The sequence below is a fragment of the Streptomyces sp. NPDC049040 genome (assembly GCF_043197715.1).
In the GTDB taxonomy this organism is placed as follows: Bacteria; Actinomycetota; Actinomycetes; order Streptomycetales; family Streptomycetaceae; genus Actinacidiphila.
Genome location: NZ_JBICTO010000010.1, coordinates 272,397 through 293,165 on the forward strand (window position 1 = coordinate 272,397; position 20,769 = coordinate 293,165).

20 protein-coding genes are annotated in these 20,769 nt (G+C 72.8%); 6 read left to right on the top strand and 14 right to left on the bottom strand.

Annotated elements, in window-relative coordinates; all coding sequences use genetic code 11:
• Positions 1-73: 73 nt before the first annotated feature.
• The 4 genes from ACGFMP_RS24920 to ACGFMP_RS24935 form a co-directional block, all read right to left on the bottom strand.
• Positions 74-1,252: a radical SAM protein gene (locus ACGFMP_RS24920; protein ID WP_393675197.1), complete on the bottom strand. Its 1,179-nt coding sequence runs from the start codon at positions 1,250-1,252 to the stop codon at positions 74-76.
• Positions 1,188-4,721 (bottom strand): HEAT repeat domain-containing protein, encoded by a 3,534-nt coding sequence (locus tag ACGFMP_RS24925; RefSeq protein WP_393675198.1) that lies wholly within the window; start codon positions 4,719-4,721, stop codon positions 1,188-1,190. The genes ACGFMP_RS24920 and ACGFMP_RS24925 overlap by 65 nt, the downstream gene beginning before the upstream one ends.
• Before the next feature lie 9 nt (positions 4,722-4,730).
• Positions 4,731-5,141, bottom strand: coding sequence for a hypothetical protein (locus ACGFMP_RS24930; RefSeq protein WP_393675199.1), 411 nt, complete (start codon positions 5,139-5,141; stop codon positions 4,731-4,733).
• 125 nt (positions 5,142-5,266) lie between these two features.
• The gene (locus ACGFMP_RS24935) at positions 5,267-6,013 is read right to left on the bottom strand and encodes a VOC family protein (protein ID WP_393675200.1); all 747 of its coding nucleotides are present in this window, start codon (positions 6,011-6,013) and stop codon (positions 5,267-5,269) included.
• Between the two features lie 173 nt (positions 6,014-6,186).
• Between ACGFMP_RS24935 and ACGFMP_RS24940 the strand changes: the two genes are divergently transcribed.
• Complete coding sequence (locus ACGFMP_RS24940) at positions 6,187-6,642, top strand: TIGR03618 family F420-dependent PPOX class oxidoreductase (RefSeq protein ID WP_393675201.1); 456 nt, start codon at positions 6,187-6,189, stop codon at positions 6,640-6,642.
• Positions 6,643-6,830: 188 nt separating this feature from the next.
• Here the strand turns inward: ACGFMP_RS24940 and tpg are convergent, their stop codons facing one another.
• The 6 genes from tpg to ACGFMP_RS24970 all read right to left on the bottom strand — a co-directional run bounded on the left by tpg (position 6,831) and on the right by ACGFMP_RS24970 (position 13,552).
• Positions 6,831-7,388, bottom strand: coding sequence for a telomere-protecting terminal protein Tpg (tpg, locus tag ACGFMP_RS24945; RefSeq protein ID WP_393675202.1), 558 nt, complete (start codon positions 7,386-7,388; stop codon positions 6,831-6,833).
• 72 nt (positions 7,389-7,460) lie between these two features.
• On the bottom strand, positions 7,461-7,970 hold the full coding sequence (locus tag ACGFMP_RS24950) for a DUF2199 domain-containing protein (protein WP_393675203.1): 510 nt from the start codon (positions 7,968-7,970) through the stop codon (positions 7,461-7,463).
• A 132-nt stretch (positions 7,971-8,102) separates the two neighbouring features.
• Positions 8,103-10,394, bottom strand: coding sequence for a telomere-associated protein Tap (gene tap / locus ACGFMP_RS24955; protein WP_393675204.1), 2,292 nt, complete (start codon positions 10,392-10,394; stop codon positions 8,103-8,105).
• 135 nt (positions 10,395-10,529) lie between these two features.
• Complete coding sequence (locus tag ACGFMP_RS24960; protein ID WP_393675205.1) at positions 10,530-11,468, bottom strand: hypothetical protein; 939 nt, start codon at positions 11,466-11,468, stop codon at positions 10,530-10,532.
• A 225-nt stretch (positions 11,469-11,693) separates the two neighbouring features.
• Entirely contained in the window at positions 11,694-12,539 is an 846-nt protein-coding gene (locus ACGFMP_RS24965; protein ID WP_393675206.1) for an ABC transporter permease, read from the bottom strand.
• On the bottom strand, positions 12,536-13,552 hold the full coding sequence (locus tag ACGFMP_RS24970; protein WP_393675207.1) for an ATP-binding cassette domain-containing protein: 1,017 nt from the start codon (positions 13,550-13,552) through the stop codon (positions 12,536-12,538). Before ACGFMP_RS24970 ends, ACGFMP_RS24965 begins: the two co-directional genes overlap by 4 nt.
• 64 nt (positions 13,553-13,616) lie before the next feature.
• Between ACGFMP_RS24970 and ACGFMP_RS24975 the strand changes: the two genes are divergently transcribed.
• From ACGFMP_RS24975 to ACGFMP_RS24990, 4 genes are all read left to right on the top strand, one after another.
• The gene (locus ACGFMP_RS24975) at positions 13,617-14,225 is read left to right on the top strand and encodes a TetR/AcrR family transcriptional regulator (RefSeq protein WP_393675208.1); all 609 of its coding nucleotides are present in this window, start codon (positions 13,617-13,619) and stop codon (positions 14,223-14,225) included.
• Positions 14,226-14,274: 49 nt separating this feature from the next.
• Positions 14,275-14,898, top strand: coding sequence for an ArsR/SmtB family transcription factor (locus ACGFMP_RS24980; RefSeq protein WP_393675209.1), 624 nt, complete (start codon positions 14,275-14,277; stop codon positions 14,896-14,898).
• Positions 14,895-16,151, top strand: a complete 1,257-nt coding sequence (locus tag ACGFMP_RS24985) for an MFS transporter (protein WP_393675210.1) — start codon at positions 14,895-14,897, stop codon at positions 16,149-16,151. The genes ACGFMP_RS24980 and ACGFMP_RS24985 overlap by 4 nt, the downstream gene beginning before the upstream one ends.
• A 120-nt stretch (positions 16,152-16,271) precedes the next feature.
• Positions 16,272-16,895: a hemerythrin domain-containing protein gene (locus ACGFMP_RS24990; RefSeq protein ID WP_393675211.1), complete on the top strand. Its 624-nt coding sequence runs from the start codon at positions 16,272-16,274 to the stop codon at positions 16,893-16,895.
• Between the two features lie 40 nt (positions 16,896-16,935).
• On the opposite strand, the gene ACGFMP_RS24995 is transcribed toward ACGFMP_RS24990, so the two are convergent.
• From ACGFMP_RS24995 to ACGFMP_RS25010, 4 genes are all read right to left on the bottom strand, one after another.
• The gene (locus ACGFMP_RS24995; protein WP_393675212.1) at positions 16,936-17,319 is read right to left on the bottom strand and encodes a VOC family protein; all 384 of its coding nucleotides are present in this window, start codon (positions 17,317-17,319) and stop codon (positions 16,936-16,938) included.
• A gap of 105 nt (positions 17,320-17,424) precedes the next feature.
• A complete protein-coding gene (locus ACGFMP_RS25000) occupies positions 17,425-18,189 on the bottom strand; it encodes an SDR family NAD(P)-dependent oxidoreductase (protein WP_393675213.1) in 765 nt (254 codons plus the stop codon).
• 29 nt (positions 18,190-18,218) lie between these two features.
• On the bottom strand, positions 18,219-19,583 hold the full coding sequence (locus tag ACGFMP_RS25005; RefSeq protein ID WP_393675214.1) for an MFS transporter: 1,365 nt from the start codon (positions 19,581-19,583) through the stop codon (positions 18,219-18,221).
• A gap of 79 nt (positions 19,584-19,662) precedes the next feature.
• Positions 19,663-20,247: a TetR/AcrR family transcriptional regulator gene (locus ACGFMP_RS25010; protein ID WP_393675215.1), complete on the bottom strand. Its 585-nt coding sequence runs from the start codon at positions 20,245-20,247 to the stop codon at positions 19,663-19,665.
• Between the two features lie 195 nt (positions 20,248-20,442).
• Here ACGFMP_RS25010 and ACGFMP_RS25015 point away from each other — a divergent pair, with 195 nt between their 5' ends.
• A complete protein-coding gene (locus tag ACGFMP_RS25015; protein ID WP_393675216.1) occupies positions 20,443-20,598 on the top strand; it encodes a hypothetical protein in 156 nt (51 codons plus the stop codon).
• Positions 20,599-20,769 lie beyond the last annotated feature (171 nt).

Genomic DNA, 20,769 nt, shown 5'->3' on the forward strand with positions numbered 1-20,769 from the left:
CCGCCGGGCGACGGGGCGGGAGCCGCCTTTTCGGGTGTCCTTCACTCTGTCGGTCTCCATTCACACCTTCTGGTCAATCAGCGAGGTACAGGGGGTCGGCGGTGTCGAAGATCCGGTCTGCCGCGTGCTGTTTCCCGCTGTTCTGGAAGCTGAAGATCTTGCAGTGCCCGAAGTTCTGGTCGACCCGGCTCCGGTATTCCACCGCTCTTTCCGACGCCAGAATCCGGACCAGCGGATCACTACCCAGGTCGCCCAGTATCCACGCTTCGTCCACCGGCTTCCCGTGGTTGTCCACCGCCCACGGTGAGGCGAGCAGGGTGCCGTCGGTGAGCAGGCCGAAGGACTCCCGTACCAGGTCGCAGGGGTTGATGCCGTCGCTGGTCCCACCCAGATGCCGCAGGGCGCACTGCAGTCTGACCTTCGGATGACCGTATGCGGCCTCCAGTCCGCGCAAAACCGCTATCGCCTCGCGATACTGCTCTCTGCTGGGCACCATGTCACGCCGCAAGCCGCCGCGCCCGACCGGGAACAGCCTCATCAACAGGAGGCTGCCGATTCCCCGTTCCCTGATCGCCATATAGATGCGTTCGAGAATTTCCGGAGCGCAGTTGGCCGTGGTGAGCGGACATTCCGCGCGCACCTTGACTCCCGCGTCCGCGAAGCGCGAAGCGTGTTTGAGATTGCGGTCGGCGTAGTGCCGCGGCCTGAATCGGGGATCGCCGTAGCCCGCGGAGTCGAAGGTGAAGTTGAGTTCGCCGACCAGCGGCGCGATGCGTTCCACCGGCCAGGTGATCAGCCCTGCGCCGGTCGCGGTGAGGGTGACGTTGTCCCTGCCGAAACGCGCCGCGGCCTCCGCCATCACCGTGACGTTCTCGGGCAGGACCATGGGGTCCCCGCCGGAGAAGTCGATTTTGGCGTCGTAGCCGTCGAGGTGGTCCAGGACCCGCAGCTTTCCCGGCAGGTCGAGCTCCAGGCCCTGCCGCTGCCGCCAGCTGGCCGCCTGGACGTAGATGCTGCCGGCGGCGGGCTCGGCCCCGATCCGGTCGGTGACCGTGAGGCCTTCCGATCTGACCTCGGTCACCCCCTGCCGCCGCCGGACGTGGACGGCGTCGACGCTGCACATCGGGCAGTCCCACGGGCACACCAGTGTCAGGGTCCAGATGAGGTCGATGTGCGGTGGGCGGTCGTCAGCCGGGGTGGACTGCGGTCGTGCCGGACGGTCGGTCGGTAAGCGGCGTTCCCGGTCGGTCATGGGGCTCCCGGTCCTTCCTGCCTGCGGATTGGTGATCGCCGTCCGGTACGGCGGCGCTCAGCCACTGCTCGGAGCGGTCGATGAAGTAGAAGACCTCGTCGCCGCAGGGCTCCCCCCGCACGGCCTCGGCCGCACGCAGCCGGCCGAGCAGCGCCGCCGCGGCCGGAGCCTGGTCGGTGCCGCGGAATTCCGCCAGGCCGTTGGCGACCTCCCGGCGCACCCACCAGTGCGGGTCGTGCGCGAGCCGTTCCAGGCCGGCCATCCGCACCGACTCGGTCAGCAGCACTCGCGAGCTGTAGCGCACCAGGAAGAGGACGAGTGCCCAGCGGATGGCCTCGTCCGCGTCCTGCTCCAGCAGCTCCATGAGCTCGCCGAGCGCCGCAGGCGTGTCCTGGAGCGCCGTCATCGCCGCCACCGTCAGGCTGCACATGGTGTCGACGAGGTGCATGTACGGGTCCTCGCCCAGCGGGGTCTCCGTACGGTCGGAGATGAACTTCTGGAACGTCGAGAACTGCGAGTGCGCGAGGTCCATGTTGCGGCGCGCCACCCGCTCCCTGAACACCTTCAGGACGAGGGCCCGGCCACCGGCGGTGGTCAGGGTACGGTCCCGGTCGGTGATGAGGCCGAGGCTGTAGCGGGCGGCGAACGACACCTCGGGGCTGGAGTCCTCCGCGAGGAGTTCCAGCAGGGTCCGGCCCGCGGCGGTCCCGCCGAGAGCGGAGAGTTCTCTCGCCGTTTTCAGCCGGACGGTGTCGCTCGGATCACCGGCGAGCTGCGCGAGCAGCGGCCCGATGGCGTCGGCGTCCTGCTCCGCGAGCCCGACAAGGGAGGTCACCACGCGGGCCCGTACCCAGCCGGACGGGTCGGCCGCGAGGACCGAGCTCACCGTCGAGGAAGCCGCGTTGGTGTAGCGGGACAGGTAGTTGGCAACGCACCACCGCACTTGGGGGTTGTCGTCGAGGCTCATCGCCTCGATCGCCGCGGTCTCCTCGGAGGCGACGGCGAGATCGCAGCCGAGCATGCCGACGCAGACGGAGTGCCTGCGCCGCCAGGACATCGCGTCGAGGTCGCCGAGTTCCTCCCGTACGACCTTCCGCACGACGTCCTTCTGCCAGTTCCGCAGCAGCGAGTAGCCGCTCGCCCGCCGGACCCGCCAGTGGTAGTCGTCGGCGAGGCGCCACAGTAATCGCGTCGACTGCTCCGACGGGCTGCCGGCCCGCCCCAGCGCCTGGGCGACGGTCTCGCGTGACTCCCAGTCGCTTCCCTCGGCGCAGGCCAGCACCTCGCGATCGGCCCGCCGGTCGATCCACTGGACGATCGTATCCGCCGACAGATTCCTGACCAGGTAGTTGTCGGAGGCGGCGAGCGTGCGGACCGCGGGCAGCAGGCGGCGCGGCGGGAGGTCGGTCTGGGCTGCCACGGTGCAGGACACCGCGCGCCAGCGGTCGTCCATCGTGGCGAGTGCCTCGAGCCCCCGCACGATCACGGCGGGTTCTTCGCGCAGCAGGAGCAGCAGGTTCTCCACGATCCCGGGCGCGTTCACGAGCCGGCTCGTGGTGAGCCCGGACACCGCTGCGGCGACCTCCTCCTCGGTGGGCCGCTCGGGCAGCTGCTGGCGCACGTGCTTGGCGACGACGTGCTCCAGCATGATCTCGAAGCGGAAGCCAAGGGCGCCGTGCTTCTCGGCCAGGATCCCCTCGGCCAGCAGCCTCCGGCACATCGGCAGGGACTGCGGCGGGAATTCGGACACCGGGACGGAAGGGCGTTCTCGCTCCAGGATCGCGGACGACAGCCGGAAAAGGAGGGCCATCATCTCCAGATGGTCGGCCGAGTCCTGGAAGCGCTCGTCGAGGAACTCGTCGATGAGCGTGTGCCGGGTGACCGTGCGTTCGGCGGCGACCGAACCGCCCCTGTGGGTCTCCGCCACGAGCCGCAGGAAGATGGGCTCCCGGCACAGCGCGCGCAACTCCCGGGTGAGGGTGCCGGTCACCCCGAATCCGCGCCGGTATCGCGCCCAGGCCGCGTCGAGTTCGGCCGGCTGGAAGGTCGGGACGGGCGTGCCCGGCATGGCGCCGTTGGGCAGCGCCTCGTCACGGTAGACCGCGCGGCCGAAGTGCCCCAGCATGTGGCGGGCGTTGCGAACCCAGAAGAGCCAGTCGCCTGTGCGGCAGCTGACGACAAGGCGCACCGGCCATCCGTGCACCCGGATCGAGCGGCCCGCCTCGTTGAGTTCGGCACGCAGGTCCTCGCGCCCGAGTTCGCGTTCGTTCAGCGCGTCGATGACGACGTAGAGGGTGTGGCCCTGGCGGCGGGCGACGGCCGCCGCCGCGGCCAACGGGTCGCCACCGGCCGGCGCCAGCGCCAGATCCTGCCGCAGGGCGTCGGCGAGGCGGCCGTTGAGCTGGGAGCCGCTGTAGAAGAGAACGGGTGAGGTCTCGCCGAGCTCCGCCGCCAGGGTGCAGAGCAGGCTGGTCTTGCCCCGGCCCGCGTCGCCCACCGCTGAGAACACCGGTGCATCCGACTCCAGGAAGGACTGCCAGGCGCGCCTGACCGCCGGCCGGTCCACGTACATCTCCGGCAGGTGCTGGTGGTCGAGCGCCTGCCGTGCCTCGTCGGAGGAGCCGACGAGGAGTTCCAGCTCGCGTTCCCGCTGGCGCCGTGTCAGGAGGAGCAGGTCGACGGACTCGGGCGGTCTCGCGGGGGAGTCCGGCATCGGCGGGGAGTCGCCGTGTGACGCCTCCGGCGCGCGGGCCAGCGCGAGCTGGTCCACGGTTCCCGTGCCGCGGCACATGGGGGCAGGCAGGTGGTGCGACGTCATCGTCCGCAGCAGTTCGCGGTAAAGGACGGAGAAGGTGAGGTATTGCGAGCCGTCGGGCGGTCCGTTGCGCAGCAGGGTGAGCAGTTCACCGGTGAAGGCGGTGTAGGTCGCGCCCTCCGGTGCGAGGGCCACCGCGTTGGCAGCTGTCGACGTCAGGACGTAAGTGCCCTCGATGGACAGCTGCCCCGCCAGGGTCGAGCCCGGGTCGCTCATGCCCTGGATCGCCCGGCCGCTGAAGCAGCAGTCGAGGATGACGACGCGGTTGGCCGCGGGACTCTCCACCACGACATCCCGCACCAGGGCGTACGGCAGTCCGCTGACCGCGAGTTCGTCGTGCTCGGTCTCCGCGAGGCTCAGGTACAGCTCGTTCTGGGTGCCGGTCAGGCCGTGGCCCGCGTAGTAGACCAGCAGCGTGTCGAGTGGTTCCGCCGCGACCCGCCGCAGCGTCCGGTAGACGTCCCGCGGCGAGCCGGGGTCGGCCAGCACCTCGCACCGGTCGGCGGAGAAGGCCCCCTGACCGGGCGCGCAGAGCCCTTCGAGCAGCGCGGTGAGGTTGTTGCGCACCGCCGGCAAGTCGGGAAGCGCCGCCGATTCGTAGCGGCTGACGCCGATCAGTACCGCCCGCGAGGACTGCTTGTGCGGCAGGCGCATCGCAACCGGCTACGCGGTGGGTGTGGGGTCGGTGCCGGTGGCCTGGTCGGCGGGCGCACCCGCGGGCGCCGCCTGCGCGATGCCGAGCAACTGCACCGCCAGCGCCGCGTTCTGCGCGGTGAGGACGACCGTGTGCCCGCTCGGCGTGGTCACCGTGACCTCCACCTCCCGGGCCCCGCCGGAGCGGGAACGGGTGAGCCAGGAGGTCAGCGCCTGCCCGAGCTGGGCGACGACGGTCTGCACGGCGCCGCCCACCAGGGCTTCGACCACGAGCTCCTGCAGGGAGCCCATCGACCCCGGGACCGGCGCGGTGGTGCGCTGCTTGACCATGCCCCGAAGGCCCGGCTCGTGCCGCAGCCAGTCCGACAGGGAGCTGCGATCGGCATCCGTCCCGGCGACGTCGACGATGAACTCGACCACGGCCCACAACCCTTCCGCCCACAGCGCAAGACGAGATCAAAAGGACGTTCGCGTGCAACTGCCCTCAGATTAGCGACCGCGGTCGTCACTGTCTGCTGATCCCGCCATGCCGTCGATGCTCCGCTTCACGGCAGTGCGAGGACGCAGAACTCGTGGCCCTCGGGGTCGGCAAGGACCGTCCACGGGACGTCGCCCTGGCCCACGTCGAGGTCCTTGGCGCCGAGGGCGCGCAGCCGGGCCACCTCCGCCTCCTTGTCGTCGCCCGGGTACGGCAGCAGGTCGAGGTGGACGCGGTCCGGCACCGTCTTCATGTCCGGGGTGCGGAGGAACTCGAGATACGGGCCGGCGCCCCTGGCGGAGCGGAACACCACGTGGTCGTCGGTCACCTCGCCCAGATCCCAGTCGATCACCTCGTCCCAGAACCGGGCCATGGCCCGCGGGTCCGTGCAGTCGACGGCCACCGCGGCGATCGGCCCGGTGTCCCGGTAGACCTCCCTGGGCTCCAGCACGCAGAATTCGTTGCCCTCGGGGTCGGCGAGCACCGTCCACGGCACCTCGCCCTGGTCCACCTGGACGGGGGTCGCACCGAGAGCCCGCAGGCGCGCCACCAACTCCGCCTGCTGGGCGGCGGATCCGGTGGCCAGATCGAGGTGGAGCCGGTTCTTCACCGTCGTCTTGGCTTCCGGGACGGTGACGACGTCGACGCAGACGGAGACCGGGTCCGGCCAGACGAGGGGGCCGCCGGGCCCGACGTAGGTGGTCACACCCGAGCTCCCCCGCGAGGCACTCCAGCCGAGTGCCTCCGCCCAGAACCGGCCTACGGCCCAGTCGTCGAGAGCCTTGATGTTCACCTGAACCGGTCGCAGCGCCATGGCCGCGATCCTACGGCCGCCCCTGCCGCGGCGCCTGCGGACCGTGCCACCCGGCAGGGTCGGACACTCCGGCGGCGCAACGGCCGCCCTGCTCGTCCAGGGCGTGGCGAGGAGAGGGCGCCACCGCCCGGGAGGCATGGAATTCCCTTGCGGCCAAGGGAGTTGGCCAGAGCATGACTCAAGGACCAGCACCCCGCACCCTGTCCGACGAAGCCCTCTCCGCTCTGCTCGCCGGGCAGCAGTTCGGGACCCTCGCCACGGTCAGGCAGAGTGGCCACCCGCACCTGACCACCATGCTCTACACCTGGGACCCCGAGGCCCGCATCGTTCGGCTGTCCACCACGGCCGACCGCGTCAAGGTCCGGCACCTGCGGCACGACCAGCACGCGGCACTGCACGTGCGCGGCGACGACGTCTGGTCCTTCGCCGTCGCGGAGGGCGTGGCGGAGGCCTCCGGGATCACGACGGCTCCCGGCGACGAGGTCGGGCGGGAACTGCTCGCGATGATCCCGGCGGCCGCGAGGCCGGACGACGAGGAGGCGTTCTTCGAACAGCAGGTCGCCGAGCGCAGGATCGTCATCCGGCTGCGGGTGGAGCGCCTGTACGGCACGGTCCTGGACGTCGGCTGAGTACCGCCCCGCGGGTTCCGTGCGGTTCGCCGCCGCAGGACAGGCCCTGACCTCGGTCACCTCCGTGGTGCGGCCGCCCGGTGGTGGTCCGGCCCGGTGGAACGTGCCGGCGCCGGACGCGGTCCCGGCCGCTCCCCGGGGATCGGCTCAACGGATGGCCGGCTCTTCCTCGGGCCGCCGGCAGGTGCTCAGAAGTCCAGCTCGATGTAGTCGATGTCGGTGAACTCCACTTCGAGGTCCGCGGCGCGGCGCCCGCGGTCCTTGAAGTAGATCTCCTGGAGGCCTTCCGCGGCGATCCGCCGCAGCTGCTGCTCGCCCGCGCCGCCGGCCTGCGCGTCGAAGAGCCGGGCGGCGTAGGCGGCGGGCAGGTGCTGCGTGATGCGGCGCATCCGGCCGTCGTCGGTGCTGCCGGGCGCGGCCGTGAACCCGAAACGCGCCCGGGTCTCCACCACGATGCCGCCCGTGGTGGCGGCGCGCTTCTTCGCCCGCTGCCGGACCCGCGGCTGCCAGTCACGGCGGACCTCCCGCTCCAGGCGTGCGGCGAGTTCCTTGCGGGGCTGCCGCAGTGTCCCCTTGAGGTAGCGCTCCACGGTCCGCCGGGAGATCCCGAGACGCGTCGCCACCGCAAGGGTGGAACCCTTCTCGGTCTTGAGCAGGAATCGCATCCGCGCCCCCGCGGACTTCGGGATCGGCCGGGTCGCGGTGCTCGCGGCCGCCCGTTCCAGTGCGTCGTCGATCTCGCCCACGGTCGATTCCTCCTGTCGTTCCCGGCGCCCTGCCGATGTGCGCCGTCAGTGCCGTTCAGGACCGCCGTGTCCTCACGCCGGATGCAGCACGGCCGCGGCGATCTCGCGCACGCGGTCATGCGTGATCCCGTTCCGCTGCTCGAGAGCGAGCGGGTGGTCGGTGGGCTCCAGCTCGATGAAGGGGCGCCTGCCGACCGGTCGCGTGTGGGCGTTGGTCTTCAGATCGGTGGTGCTCTCGGAGTAGAGCGCCAGTTCGGTGCTGAGCCAGCCGAAGTACGGCCTCTCCGCCTCGCGGCCCTCCGTGTTCCACATCTCGACGGCGCGGGCGAAGTTGTCCTTGCTCAGCGAGACCCAGACGCCCCACGAGAAGACCTCGTCGCTGCCGATCACGGGTATCTCGATCAGCCCCCTGACGAAGAAGTGCAGGCCCCTGATCACGCACTGGTCGGACGACAGCATGCTGTCCGGATCGGCCTCGAAGGCGGGGTCCCAGACGTCGGGAGCCATGGCCGAGTAGCCCATGGGCAGTTCTGCGTGGTGGTCGCCGCAATGCGAGCACGTGAAGCCGGGATCTTCAGACATGGCGCGAGCCTAGTGGTGCGGTCGCACGGGTTCGTCGCGAGCCGGTGAACTCCGGGCCGGAGTCTGCGCCGCGGGCCGCACGTACCGCGAACGGGCCGGTGCGGCGCGGTCGACCGAAGGGCGCGGGCACCGTCATCCGGCGCCCGGACCCGGCTCGTCGCCCTTGATGTGCCGTGCCGGGTTGTGCTGCTGCTCCAGCAGCTCCACCGCCCAGTACAGCTCGCGGGTGCCCTCGTGCTTGACCATGCCGGGCGAGACGCCGAGCCGGAAGCCACCCGGCGCGGGCTTGCCCGCCGCGTCGTAGGGCAGCACGTCCAACGGCGACGGGCCGGCCGCCGGATAGACGGCGCAGTCCGACAGCACCGCGACCGGCAGCAGCGCGTCCTCGCCGAAGTGCACCGAGCCGGCCGGCGGGGGAGAAGTCTGCGTGGCCAGCGCGGTTCTGACCAGCTTGCGGTGCATGTTGACCCGGGCGGCGGCGATGACGGCGGCCCTGATGTCGGGCCGCCAGGTGGGCCGTTCCAGTGCCGGCCACCGCTCGCCGGGCCGGTAGGCGCTGCCCTGCGGGCGCTCGCGCAGCTTGCCGATGCCGCCCTTGACCGTCGACTTGATCGCGGACAGCACGGCGGCCAGGCCGGGGTCGGCCTGCTTGTGGCCGGCCATCGCCTCGAGGAACCCGGCCGCGGACAGGTCGGCGGTCACCCCGAGGTCGGCCATCGTCGCTTTGTACGCCTCGGCCAGGTGCTTGTACCAGGGGTCCAGGTAGGGGCCCGCCTCGCGCCGCAGGTACGCCTCGACCGGCCGGAGCTCCACCGGCAGCCGGTAGGTGTCGATCAGCTCCGCCGCGTACGCCACCGTCGGGGTGGCATACCAGGCGGGCCCGGTCGGGGGGTGGCCGTGCGGGGTGAACGGCGAGGGCAGGCGCGGGTCGATGCCGATACCGGACAGGTCGACGAGCCACGAGCCGGGCACCGCCTTGTCGAAGCGCGGCGCCTTCACGTGCTCGGGTTCCGACAGGCCGACCACGAGGCGGTTGGCGGCCGCCAGGAAGGCGGTGTTCACATCGACGCCGACCGCGAACGGCTTCGCGCACTCCGGGTCGGTGAGCAGTTCGGGCTCCCGGATCCAGTCGAACGCCTCCTCCTCGATGACCTCTTCCGGGGTCCGCTCGTGCGTGCGCGGGAACAGCGCGGCCACGACCGGGTGTTCGTCCGGGGCCTCCGGCGGCGCCGGGTCGACTGCCCGCGTGAGCGAGCCGGGCACCGGCCCCGACACCCAGGTGCCGGTCGGGTCGTCGAGCACCGCGCGGGTCGGCGGCCGCAGCGCGGACATCAACTCGAGGCCCGCCACCGCGGTGGAGCCCCTGGGGGTGAGCACCCGGGAGGCGTAGGCCGTCAGGACCCGGGCGAGCTCCGGCGGCGGCAGCAGGCCGGCCTCTCCCCAGGCGCGGGAGTCCAGTGCTCCCCAGGGCAGCACCGCCAGCTGCACGCACCGCCGCTGCTGCCCCTGCGCGGGGCGGTAGACCCGTGCCCACGGACCGAAGCCGCGCTGCGTCAGCTGCCACTTCTCGCGGGCGATCTGCTTGACGACCGGGTGGTCGTCGGGCAGCCGCATCGCCCGCCGGTCCTCCAGGCGCTCCGGCAGCCCCAGCCGCACCGCGGCCGCGGCCGTCACCGCGACCAGCGGGTCGGAGTCCTTGCCCGAGCGGTGCAGCCGGGCCGCCCCGAGTCTGGCTTCTGCGAGCGTCCACTCGACCAGCTCGGGCACCGACCCGGCCTGGCAGTCCAGCACCAGGCCGCCGGCGCAGTACAGCGACCCGTCGCCGTCGAGCACGCCGAGCGGGCCGTGGGCGAACCGCGGATCCGCAGCGGCGGGTTGCGCGGCCGCCTTCTTCGCCGCCGGGCGGCGCCGCGACGTGGGCGCGGATCTCGCGGCGGCTGCCGGGCGCGTCAGCGGGGAGGGCGGCGTCTGCACGGTGGCCGGGAGGTCGGCGGCCGGCTGCGCGGGTCCGGCGACCGGCTGCGGCTCGGGCGGCCGGGGCGCGGGGGTCTGCGGTGCCGGGGTCTGCGGTGCGCCGGGCGGCTGTGTTTCGGGGATCACGGGTGCCGGTGCCGCCGTGGTCCGCGGGGGCTCCGGGGTCCGCGGGGCTGGGGGCTCGGGCGCCGGCGCGGGGAAGCGTGCGGCCAGGCCTTCCAGCAGCCGGGCGTACGCGGCGCGTTGTGGGGGGCGCGGCTCCGTGCGGCCCGCCTCCCAGTTCCCGACCGCTTCCCTGCGGGTGTCGACCGCCCTCGCGATCTGCGCCTGGCTCAGCCCGGCGGCCTCACGCAGCCGTCTTCGCTCCGCCGGCGGCGGCAGGGCCTCGGAGGCCGCGACCTCTTCCAGCAGCGCGTCGACCGCGCTGAACAGCTCGTCTTCCGTGGGCATGGTTCGCCTCCCCGCCTGACCCTATCGCGGATCGCGCCGCGAATGACGCGCGGATCGCGCATGCGGGCGGGCCGCTCCCGGCGTGTCCGCGGCACCTCAGGCGGTGAAGCGGGCACGCCGGGAGCGGAGCCGGCGTCAGCCGTCGTTGGCGGCCATCCACAGCTGGAGGTCGGTCATGATCAGCCGGCCAGGGCGCTGGGACGAGGTGTCGGGGACCTCCGCGCGCACCACGGGGTGGTCGCCCTTGTCCACCGTCACCTCGGTGCCGGCGAACCTCGGTGCCTTGTCCTTGACGACCGCGCGGAGCTTGGCCGCCACGCGGTCCGCCGTCGCCTGGTCCTTCACCGTCAGGCACAGCACCTCGGTGTTCTTGCCCGAGTCGTCCGCCTGCTGGCCGAGAGCCGAGAGCCGCACCGACTTGGCGGTGGTGAGGGCATTGAAGTCGGCGCGGTACACGTCCCCGAGGCAGTCGGCGACGAGCTGGTATTCCTTCTTGCCGGCCAGCGAGTCGCCGCGCTCCGGGTCCTTCGCGGAGAAGGGCGTGTCACCCGCGGCCCACCTGATCTCGTCCTTGGTGACGACGAGCCGCGGCTCGGAATCGCCGTCCGACTTCCAGACGTCCTGGCCGTCCTGGTCGAGCGAGGTGTAGCCGTTCTTCTTCAGCGACGCGGTGATGGCCGCCACGTCGAACGTGCCGTTCCAGTGGCCCGCCACGCTGGAGTCGACCTCGGTGTCGATCTGCGCCGGCTTGAGGCTTTCTCCCCACGGGCCCGTGCGGTAGCTGCCCAGCAGCGCGCCGCCGGCATTCCCGATGGTCGCGAAGCGCTTGGAGTCGGCGGCGCTCAACTTCCTCACCCGGGCGGCGTCGAGGTACGTCACCGGCTTCGAGGCGTTGGCGTCGGCCCCGAGATGCCGCAGCGACTTCAAGGCCGCCGAGTCGCCGCCACCGCCGAAACCTGACGAGCAGCCGGTCACGGCGGCCAGGAACGCGGTGGCCAGAATCGCGGCGGCGACCGGGACGGCGGGGCCGCGGGCGGGAACGGAGTTGTCGGTGGATCTCGGTGCTATGCGCATGACAGCGGAGTCTATGACGCGCCGGCCGCCGCCCACCCGGCGTGCCCGGCAGGCGGACCACCGCGACGGGCGGGGCCCGGAAGAGTGCAGGGGGCGTAGCCGGACAGGTCGGGGCGGCCGCTTCCGCGTCGAAGGCCGCGTGCCACGCGGGCAGCAGCGCGGGCGCGAAGGACCGCCGGTCGCCCGGGCCCGGCAGGATGTCCTCGTCCCCTGCCGGACGGATCGTCAGTCCCGCCTGCCGTAGAGGTGGAGGGTGATCGGCGCGCAGACCAGGGTGATGGCGGCGGTCGCGGTCAGGGACCAGAGGACCGCGCCCCCGGTCCCGCCGCCGCCGTTCATCAGGCCGCGGGCCGCGGCGGCGACGTGGCTGAGCGGGTTGACCTTGACGACCGCCTGGAGCCAGCCGGGCATGGTGCCGGGCTGGACGAAGATGTTGCTGGCGAAGGAGAGCGGCATCAGTACCGCGTTGGCGATGCTGATGACGACGGCCGGGTCGTGGACCGCCAGCGCGACCGCGGCCCAGAGCAGCGACAGCGAGAGCCCGAAGGCGATGACCACGGCGACGGCGGCGGACACTCCGAGCGCGCCGTTGCCGGGGCGGTAGCCCATCGCCATGCCCAGGACCACCACGATGGCGGAGGCGAAGAGGTAGCGGGCGGCGTCGCTGAGCAGCCCCCCGAGTACCAGGGCGCCGCGCCACACCGGCAGGCCGCGGAAGCGGTCGAACGCACCGCTGCGCACGTCCTGGGCGAGACGGGCTCCGCCGTACATGGTGACGATGGCGATGCTCATGCTGAGTACACCGGGCAGCAGGACCTTGAGGTAGGCGCCGGTCGAGGTGCTGATGGCCCCGCCGAACAGGTAGGTGAACAGCACCGTGAACAGGATCGGGATGGCGGCGGAGTCCACGAGCTGCTTGGGGTCGTGCCTGAGCTTGAGCATGGCGCGCCTGCCGAAGGCGGCTGACGCGGCGAGTGCTCCGGCTCCTAGGCGGGACCGTCCCGAGGCGAGCAGGGCGTCGATCGGATCGGCCTGCGCCGCGTTCGGGCGCGTGGTGGCGGGGGAGCTCATGCGCTCACGTCCTCGTGGTCGACGGTGGCAGTACGGGCCCGATGGCCGGTCAGGGCCAGGAAGGCCTCGTCCAGGCTGGGTTGGCCGAGGGAGAGGTCGGCGACGCCGACCCCGGCGTCGGCGAGCCGGGTCGCGGCGCGCCCGACCAGCCGGCCGACGTCCGTGGCGCCGGGCCCGGTGGCGAGCAGGACGGACAGGGCGAGCGGGTCGGCCGCGAGCTCGACCGTCCCCTCCAGGGCGCCGGCCAGGATCCGGTGCGCCTGCGGGCGCTGCCGGCCGTCGAGGAGCCGCAGGCGCAGGGTGCCTGAGCCGACGCGGGACTTGAGCTGGGCGCTGGTGCCTTCGGCCACGATCAGGCCGTTGTCGATGACCGCGATCCTTTCGGCCAACCGGTCGGCCTCGTCGAGGTACTGGGTGGTGAGCAGTACGGTCGTGCCGGCGGCGGCGACCCGGCGGACCAGGTCCCAGACCTGGTTGCGGCTGCGCGGGTCGAGGCCGGTGGTCGGTTCGTCGAGGAACAGCAGGTCGGGGGTCACGACGAGGCTCGCACCGATGTCGAGCCTGCGGCGCATGCCGCCCGAATAGCCGCCCACCGGCCGTCCCGCCGAGCGGGTCAGGTCGAACGCGGCGAGCAGGTCGTCGGCGCGGCGCTTGCAGGCGGCCCGGGACAGGCCGTGCAGCCGGCCCAGGATCAGCAGGTTCTCGTAGCCGGTCAGGTCGTCGTCGAGGGAGGCGAACTGGCCGGTCACCGCCACCCGGGCCCGGATCGTCCCGGCTTCGGTCAGCACGTCGTGGCCGAGGACGCGGGCGGTGCCGCCGTCGGGCCGGGTCAGCGTGGCCAGGATCCGGATCGTGGTGGTCTTTCCCGCCCCGTTGGGGCCGAGGAACCCGAAGACCTGACCGCGCCCGATCGTGAGGTCGATCCCGTCCAGCGCGCGGTTCTGTCCGTAGACCTTGACCAGGCCGCGCGCCTCGATCGCGGGGTGGTCCCCGCTCGGCTCTTTTTTTGACATGCTGTAAGAGTTAGTCATCTCTTACAGCATGTCAAGATTATGGCGCCCGCCTATCATTCCGTGAATGGCCGACTCGCACGACACCCCCTCGCCGCCACGCCGCCGCCGGTCGGACGCCCGGCGCAGCATCGACGCCATCCTCAACGCGACCCGGATCGTCCTCAGTCAGCGGCCGGACGCGAACATGGAGGACATCGCCGCCGCGGCCGGTGTCACCCGGCAGACCGTCTACGCGCACTTCCCTTCGCGCGACGCCCTCGTCGCCGCCCTCGTCGAGGTGGCGGCCGCCGAATACACCGCACTGCTGGACGACGCCGACCTCGACACCGCCCCGCCCGTCGTCGCGCTGACCCGGTTCCTCGGTGCCGGGTGGCGTTTCCTCGACCGCTACCCCCTGGTGCAGAACGCCGCGGCCGCCGGCATCCCGCGCCCGGAGAACGACCCTCACGACGTCGTGCCCCCGCGGCTCGAACGGCTCATCCGGCGAGGCCAGCGCGCTGGCGACTTCGACGCCTCGGTGCCCGCCGGCTGGCTCACCGCCGCGGTCTTCGGCCTCCAGCACACCGCCGCGGCGCAGATCGGGAACGGAAGCCTCACCGCGCAGGAGGCGGAAGACCTGTGCCTGGAGGGCACCTTGCGCCTGTGCGGCGCGGTGGTGCGGCCCGCCGGCTGACTCACAACAACTCTTTCGAAACAACTGTTGTGGGTTTAGGCTCGACCGCATGACGACCCCGCCCGCACCTCAGCCGGTCCCCGCCTCCGCCGCGGAGGCCGACGTCCTGCTCGGTACGGCCGCGTTGCGCGTGCTCGCCCACCCGTTGCGCCTCCAGGTGCTCGGCATCCTCCGCCAGCGCGGCCCTTCCACGGCGAGCCGGATCGGCGAGGAGCTCGGCATCAACCCCGGTGCGGCCAGCTACCACTTGCGGCGCCTCGCGGCCGGCGGGCTGATCGAGGAGGAGCCGGATCGCGGCACGGGGCGCGAACGGTGGTGGAAGTCCGTACACCGCCAGTCGATCCACGACCCGGCCACCGCTCCTCCCGAGCAGCGGGGAGCCGGCCGCGCCTACGTCCATGCGCTGGCCCTCGCCTACGCCGACCAGCTCGGCCGGGCCGCACAGGAGATCCCGCTGCTCCCCGAGGACTGGTTCGACGCCAGCAGTTACAGCGACTTCCTGCTGCGCGCCACCACGCAGGACCTCGCCCGGATGCGAGCCGAGATCTTCGAGGTGATCCACCGCTACCGCAGGAACGGGCCCGCGTCCGACGAGGACTCCGCGGCGGTGGCGGTGCAGATGCAGGTTTTCCCGGTGCCCGGCACGATCCCGCCCCGGGCGGACGACTCATGACAGCAGAAGGCGTGCTCGCGTCCGCGCCGCCCGCCTACCGCGACGCCAACGTCCTGCGCTGGCTGGCCGCTTACACCGCCTCGGTCAGCGGTGACCTGGTGTACTTCCTGACCCTGACCTGGGCCGCGACCCGCATCGCCGGTCCCTCGGAGGTGGGCCTCGTGGTGGCGGCGGGCGCGCTGCCCCGGGCGCTGCTCATGCTCGGCGGGGGAGTGGTCGCCGACCGGTTCGGGCCGCGCCGGGTGGCGGTCGCAAGCGACGCGACCAGGTGCGTGGTGATCCTGGCCGCGTCCGCCGCGATCGCCCTGTCCTCGCCGAGCCTGCGGCTGCTGATACCCGTCGCGCTGGTCTTCGGCACGGTCGACGCCGTGTTCATGCCCGCGGTGGGCGCGCTGCCGCGCCGGATCACCGCTCCCGGGCAACTCGCCCGGGTGCAGGGGCTGCGCGGGCTGTCGATCCGGCTGAGCAACGCGGTGGGGCCGCTGATCGCAGGACTCGCCCTCGGGACGGGTGGCGCGGGCGGAGCCTTCACCGTCGCCGGGGCGCTCTTCGCCGGCTCGCTGGTCCTGCTGCTCACCGTGCGGACCACCTCCCCCGCCGCGTCCGTGGAACACGCCTCCGCCTGGGGGGAGTTGGTCGAGGGGATCCGCTACGTCCGGCGGCAGCGGATCCTCGTACCGCTGGTCGCCGTGATCGGTCTGAGCGAGATGTGCTTCAGCGGTCCTGTCGCGGCCGGCCTGGTGCTCCTCGCGGACGCGCGCGGCTGGGGCGCCTCGGGCATGGGGTGGATCGCCAGCGCGTTCAGCGTCGGCGGCGCGGCCGCCGCACTGCTGCTGACCGTCACCGCCCGCATCCCGCACGCGGGGGCGGCGATGGCGGGCTCGCTGCTCGTCACCGCGGCAGGCACCGCCGCACTGGCCGGCGCGCCTGCACTGCCCGCCGCCGTCCTGTTCGGCGGGCTGATCGGCCTGAGCAGCGGAGTCACCGCCACGGTGACCGGCGCCCTGGTCCAGACCCACGCCGACCCCCGTTACCTCGGCCGCGTCACCTCGGTGACGACCCTGTGCACCATGGGCCTGTCCCCGGTGCTCCTCCCGGCCGCAGGCTTCACCGTCGCCTTCTGGGGAGCCGGCGCCTTCTTCGCCGGCTGTGGGGCGATCTGCCTGCTGGCCGCTGGAGTCGCCCTCTGCGCCCCGGTGTTGCGGCGGGCCGAGATCCTCCAGCCGGGCACCGGAAGCCCGGCACGGCGGTAGGCCCGGGGCGTCGCCTCCCGGGCGACGCGGGCCACCGGACTCGCCGACGCCCCGACAGGTCCTGAGCGCGGATCGCGGCAGCGACTACGGTGGGGGAGCGGTCGTGGATTGGACGGGACCATGAGTGATTTCCCCGCTGTGCCGGTGTCGGTCATCGAGACCCGCCTGGTGCACGACTCGCACCGCCGCGCCTCCGTGCTGCTCGCCGAAGCAGCGGCCCGTTCCTCGGTCCCGCCCGCCGCCGTAGCCGCGCTGCGCGACTTCCTGGTGGCCAACGTCCGGCACCACCACGAGAGCGAGGACGAGGTCCTGTGGCCGATGATCGGAGCGGTCTCGCCCGCGCACGCCGTCGCGATGGCAGAACTGACCGGTGAGCACAAGCTGCTGGAGACAGCCCTGGACGATCTCGCCGCGGTCGACATCAGCGAGGGAGCCGACCGCGCCCTCTACACGTGCGCCTCGGCCATCCTGCGGGACCTGGTCCACCGGCACCTCGACGACGAGGAGCCCGTCCTCTTCCCGGCGCTGCGAGACTACATCACCGACGACGCATGGCGGGAGTTCGCCTTGCACGTCAAGACGACCTCACCGACGCTGAATCTGCACTTCATGGTCGGTTTCGTGGATCTGGCGGGTGACGCGGGAGAGGCCGACCTGATTCTCGGCGGCCTTCCCACCGAGGACCTGGCGGCCCTCCGCGCGCAGGCCCGCGACGCCTTCCGGGAGCTCGAGGCGACGGCGTGACCGTCGGTGCGCGGCCCGTTCCGTGACGGGCCGCGCGCGGTCACAGCGGCGGCAGCCGGGTGCGCAGGAGGCAGAATTCGTTGCCCTCGGGGTCGGCCAGGACGTACCAGCTCTCGGTGCCGGTCTGGCCGACGTCGGCGCGTGTGGCGCCGAGGGCGAGCAGCCGCTCCAGCTCGGCGTCCTGGTCGCGGTCGGTGGCGTTGACGTCGATGTGCAGCCGTAGCTTCCTGGGCTTCGGGTCTTTGGAGGGGCTGAGGATCAGGGTGGGCTGCGGGCCGCCGAACCCGGCGCCTGGCGGCCCGATCTCGATGCTCCCGTCATCCTCACGACCGAGTTCGACGTAGCCGAGGACCTCGCTCCAGAACGCGGCGAGCCGGTCCGGATCCGCGGCGTCGACGACCAACTCACTGATGCGGCATGCCATGCCCTCCAGTGTACGGAGCCCGCCCGGCCGGGCCCGCTCCTCCGGGGCGCCGGCCGAGGGGAGAAGGCCAGGGGAGACGGCCGGGGGAGACGCCGCGGACCGCGGTCAGGCAGCGGCGCCGCCGTCGATGACGAGGTCGGTGCCGACCACGGAGGCGGCGTCCGGCGAGGCCAGGTACAGCACGGCTGCCGCGACCTCGGCCGTGGAGGAGATCCGCCCGAGCGGCAGTGTGCCCTTGATGCGGGCGGCACGGTCCGCGGGGGTCTCGCCCGGGCGCAGCGACATGGCGGTGTCGGAGGGGCCGGGGCTGACGGCGTTGATGCGGATCCCCTCGGCGACGTGGTCGAGGGCGGCGGCCCGGGTCAGCGCGGAGACGGCCGCCTTGGTGGCGATGTACCCTGCCACGCCCGGGATCCGGGTGTGCGCCCCGAGGTTGGAGGCGATGTTGACGATCGCGCCGCCGGTGGGCTGTTCGCGCATCCTGGCGACCTCGGCCTGGAGGCTGAGGAGGACACCGGTGACGTTGATGTCGAGCAGGGTGCGCCAGTCCTCCTCGGGGAGTTCGGCCACGGGTGCGCCGCCGCGGAAGACGCCCGCGTTGTTGACGGCGACGTCGAGACCGCCGAAGTGCTCCACGGTACGGCGCACCAAGGCCCTGACCTCCGGGGAACGGGTCACGTCCGCGACGGCCGCGAGCGCGGAACCGCCCTCCTCGGCTATCAGGGAGACCGTCTCGTCGAGCGAGGCGGCGGTCCGTCCCGCCACCACCACCGAGGCGCCCTCGGCGGCGAAGGCGAGAGCGGTGGCCCGGCCGATGCCGGAGCCCGCGCCGGTGACGAGGACGGCCTTGCCGGTGAAGCGTGCGGACATGGCGGGGACTCCCTTGGTCGGTGTTTCGGTTACCTGGAACGGGTGTGGAGAACCGCGAGGGCGGCGAAGGCGACCGCCGTCGCGGCGAGCGAGGTGGTGTCGGAGCCGAGGGCGAGCAGGGCGGCCATGACCACCGTGGGCCCCAGCTCCATGGCGGTGTTCATGACGCCGCCCGCCAGCCCGGTCTGCCGCGGCCCCACCCCGTCCGTCGCCAGCACGGCGGCACCCGCGAAGCCGGCGGCCGCACCCGCGGGCAGCAGGAGCAGCCCGGGGAGGAGTCCGTACGCGTACGGACCGTGCGGTGCCAGACCGGTGAGCGCGAGCACTGCCAGTCCGGCCGCGGCGACCGCGAGCCCGGCGGTGGTGAGGTGCGGCGCCCCGTACCTGGCGATGAGGGGGCCCGCGGAACGGCCGCTGACGAGCAGGGAGGCCGCGAAGGGGACGAAGGCGGCGGAGACGTGGAGTGCCGACCAGCCGCGGTCCTGCTGGAGGTGGAGCGAGAGCAGGACGAAGGTCGTGGCGGTGCCGGCGGCGGTCAGGCCGATGGCGGCGAGCGCGAGTCCCCGCTGCCGGTCGCGGAGGAAGGCCGGCGGAAGCAGCGGGTCGTGGGTGCGGCGCTCGACGACCACGAATCCCGCGAGCAGCCCCGCCCCGGCGAGCAGGGGGACCTGGACGGCCGTGGAGGCCCAGGAGTGGGCGTCGGTGCGGACGAGCCCGTAACTGGCCAGGCTGATCCCCGCGGTGGCCAGCAGCGCACCCGGCAGATCCAGCGAGCGGCTGCCGCCGGCCGGAGTCGCCGGGAGCAGCCGCGGTGCGAGGGCCAGGGCGGCGACGGCCACCACGACGGGGACCGCCAGGGCCAGCCGCCAGGACGCGACCGCCGAGATGACGCCGGAGAGCAGGTTGCCCGCGGTCGCGCCGAGGACCGAGAGCCCGCCCCAGGTGGCCATCGCCCTTCCGTAGGCGGCAGGCAGGGGGAAGACCGCGCGCAGGACGGCCATGGCGGCGGGTGCGGTGAGCGCGGCGCCCGCCCCCTGGGCGAAGCGGGCGGCGAGCAGCGCCGCGGGGCCCTGCACGAGAGGCGCGGCGAGCGATGCGGCGGTGAAGACGAGCAGCCCCGCGGTGAGGGCGCGACGTCCGCCGAACCGGTCGGCGACGCGGCCGCCGAAGAGCAGGAGGCCGGAGAAGGCCAGGCCGTAGGCGGCGCTGAGCAGGATCAAGTCGTCGCGGTCGAGGAAGAGTTCGCGGCCGATCCTGGGCAGCGGTACGACGAGTGAGGTGAGCGTGAAGATCAGCGTGATCTGGACTGCGCCGAGCAGCGCGAAGGCGGGGCCGGGCGCGGGACCTGCCACGGCGGCTTCGGCCGCGGCGTCCCGGCTCTGCGTGGCGGCCATCTTCCCCCCTGATATTGGACCGAACATTCCATAATTTGGCCATGAAAGAAGGACCCCGCAGGGGGTCGACTCCGCGTACTCAGTCCAGCAGCCGCAGCGCCTGCTCGGCCGCGTCCCGCACCCGCCCCGGGTCGCCCGACGCCTTGCCGACCACCCGCAGGCCCTGCATCAGCACCAGCAGCATCCGCGCGAGCGCGCGCGGATCCCGGTCCGCGGGCAGTTCGCCCTGCGCGTGGGCCCTGACCAGCGCCGAGTGCAGCATGGTCTCCAAGTGGTCCCAGCTCGACTCGACCCTGCGGGCCGCGGCGGAGTCGTGCGCGCCCAGCTCGGCCGCCGTGTTGGTGATGAAGCACCCTTTCAGCCGACCGTGTTCGGTGCTCGCCTCGGCCGCGAAGCGCCGCACCACCGTACGCACGGCCGGCAGGGCGGGGCCCGGCTGGGACAGTTCGCACAGCAGGCCCGGATCCTGGGCCCCGTTGTACCGGTCCAGCGCCTTCAGGTAGAGCGCGTGCTTGTTGCCGAAGGTGGCGTAGATGCTGGCGCGCCCGACGCCGAGGTGCTCGACGAGGTCTGCCATCGACGTCGCCTCGTAGCCGCGCTGCCAGAACAGCTCGAGGGCTGACTGCAGGGCGGCATCAGGGTCGAATTCCTTGGTCCTGGCCACGCTCGAACCCTAGGGGATAGTGAAACGATCGGTCAAATATCCTCGCGACGAGGGTGTCGAAGCGGCCGATCGGTTCCTCTGAGGTCCGACGGCCCCGATGTTCGCGCTCACTGGCGAAGGATCAGCCGGGTCGGGCTCCATGCGGGGGCCGGCAGCACGTCGGACTACGTCGAGCACGACGACTTCGATGACCTCGTGGTCACCGCGCCGGTCACGTCGGGCAGTTCGGCCATCGACAAGCAGGACGCCACCTGGGCGAGCAACGGCGGGACCAATCCCCAGGACGCCACGGCGTCGTGGGCCGACGATTCGAGCTGGATCGCCGACCCGCCGTGGGCCCAGGCCCCGTGATGGCCCCGCCCGCGGCGGCCGATCGGGTTCACGCCGCCTGACCCGGCCGCTCGCCCGGGGTGGCCCCCCGTCCGCCGCGGGGCCCCCCCGCCCGGGCCCCCCCCCCGGGGGGGGGGCGGCCCCGGCCCCGCGCGGCGCCCGCCGGGGGCCCCCCAAGCAGTCCCCCGCCCG

Bases quoted from the DNA above. Each gene is read 5' to 3' on its own strand.
- ACGFMP_RS24970 (WP_393675207.1), bottom strand. From the start codon at position 13,552: ATGTCAAAAAAAGAGCCGAGCGGGGACCACCCCGCGATCGAGGCGCGC.
- ACGFMP_RS24985 (WP_393675210.1), top strand. From the start codon at position 14,895: ATGACAGCAGAAGGCGTGCTCGCGTCCGCGCCGCCCGCCTACCGCGAC.
- ACGFMP_RS24965 (WP_393675206.1), bottom strand. From the start codon at position 12,539: ATGAGCTCCCCCGCCACCACGCGCCCGAACGCGGCGCAGGCCGATCCG.
- ACGFMP_RS24940 (WP_393675201.1), top strand. From the start codon at position 6,187: ATGACTCAAGGACCAGCACCCCGCACCCTGTCCGACGAAGCCCTCTCC.
- ACGFMP_RS24925 (WP_393675198.1), bottom strand. From the start codon at position 4,721: ATGCGCCTGCCGCACAAGCAGTCCTCGCGGGCGGTACTGATCGGCGTC.
- ACGFMP_RS24975 (WP_393675208.1), top strand. From the start codon at position 13,617: ATGGCCGACTCGCACGACACCCCCTCGCCGCCACGCCGCCGCCGGTCG.
- ACGFMP_RS24990 (WP_393675211.1), top strand. From the start codon at position 16,272: ATGAGTGATTTCCCCGCTGTGCCGGTGTCGGTCATCGAGACCCGCCTG.
- ACGFMP_RS24980 (WP_393675209.1), top strand. From the start codon at position 14,275: ATGACGACCCCGCCCGCACCTCAGCCGGTCCCCGCCTCCGCCGCGGAG.
- ACGFMP_RS24995 (WP_393675212.1), bottom strand. From the start codon at position 17,319: ATGGCATGCCGCATCAGTGAGTTGGTCGTCGACGCCGCGGATCCGGAC.
- tap (WP_393675204.1), bottom strand. From the start codon at position 10,394: ATGCCCACGGAAGACGAGCTGTTCAGCGCGGTCGACGCGCTGCTGGAA.
- ACGFMP_RS24920 (WP_393675197.1), bottom strand. From the start codon at position 1,252: ATGACCGACCGGGAACGCCGCTTACCGACCGACCGTCCGGCACGACCG.
- ACGFMP_RS24950 (WP_393675203.1), bottom strand. From the start codon at position 7,970: ATGTCTGAAGATCCCGGCTTCACGTGCTCGCATTGCGGCGACCACCAC.
- ACGFMP_RS24960 (WP_393675205.1), bottom strand. From the start codon at position 11,468: ATGCGCATAGCACCGAGATCCACCGACAACTCCGTTCCCGCCCGCGGC.
- ACGFMP_RS25005 (WP_393675214.1), bottom strand. From the start codon at position 19,583: ATGGCCGCCACGCAGAGCCGGGACGCCGCGGCCGAAGCCGCCGTGGCA.
- ACGFMP_RS25000 (WP_393675213.1), bottom strand. From the start codon at position 18,189: ATGTCCGCACGCTTCACCGGCAAGGCCGTCCTCGTCACCGGCGCGGGC.
- ACGFMP_RS24935 (WP_393675200.1), bottom strand. From the start codon at position 6,013: ATGGCGCTGCGACCGGTTCAGGTGAACATCAAGGCTCTCGACGACTGG.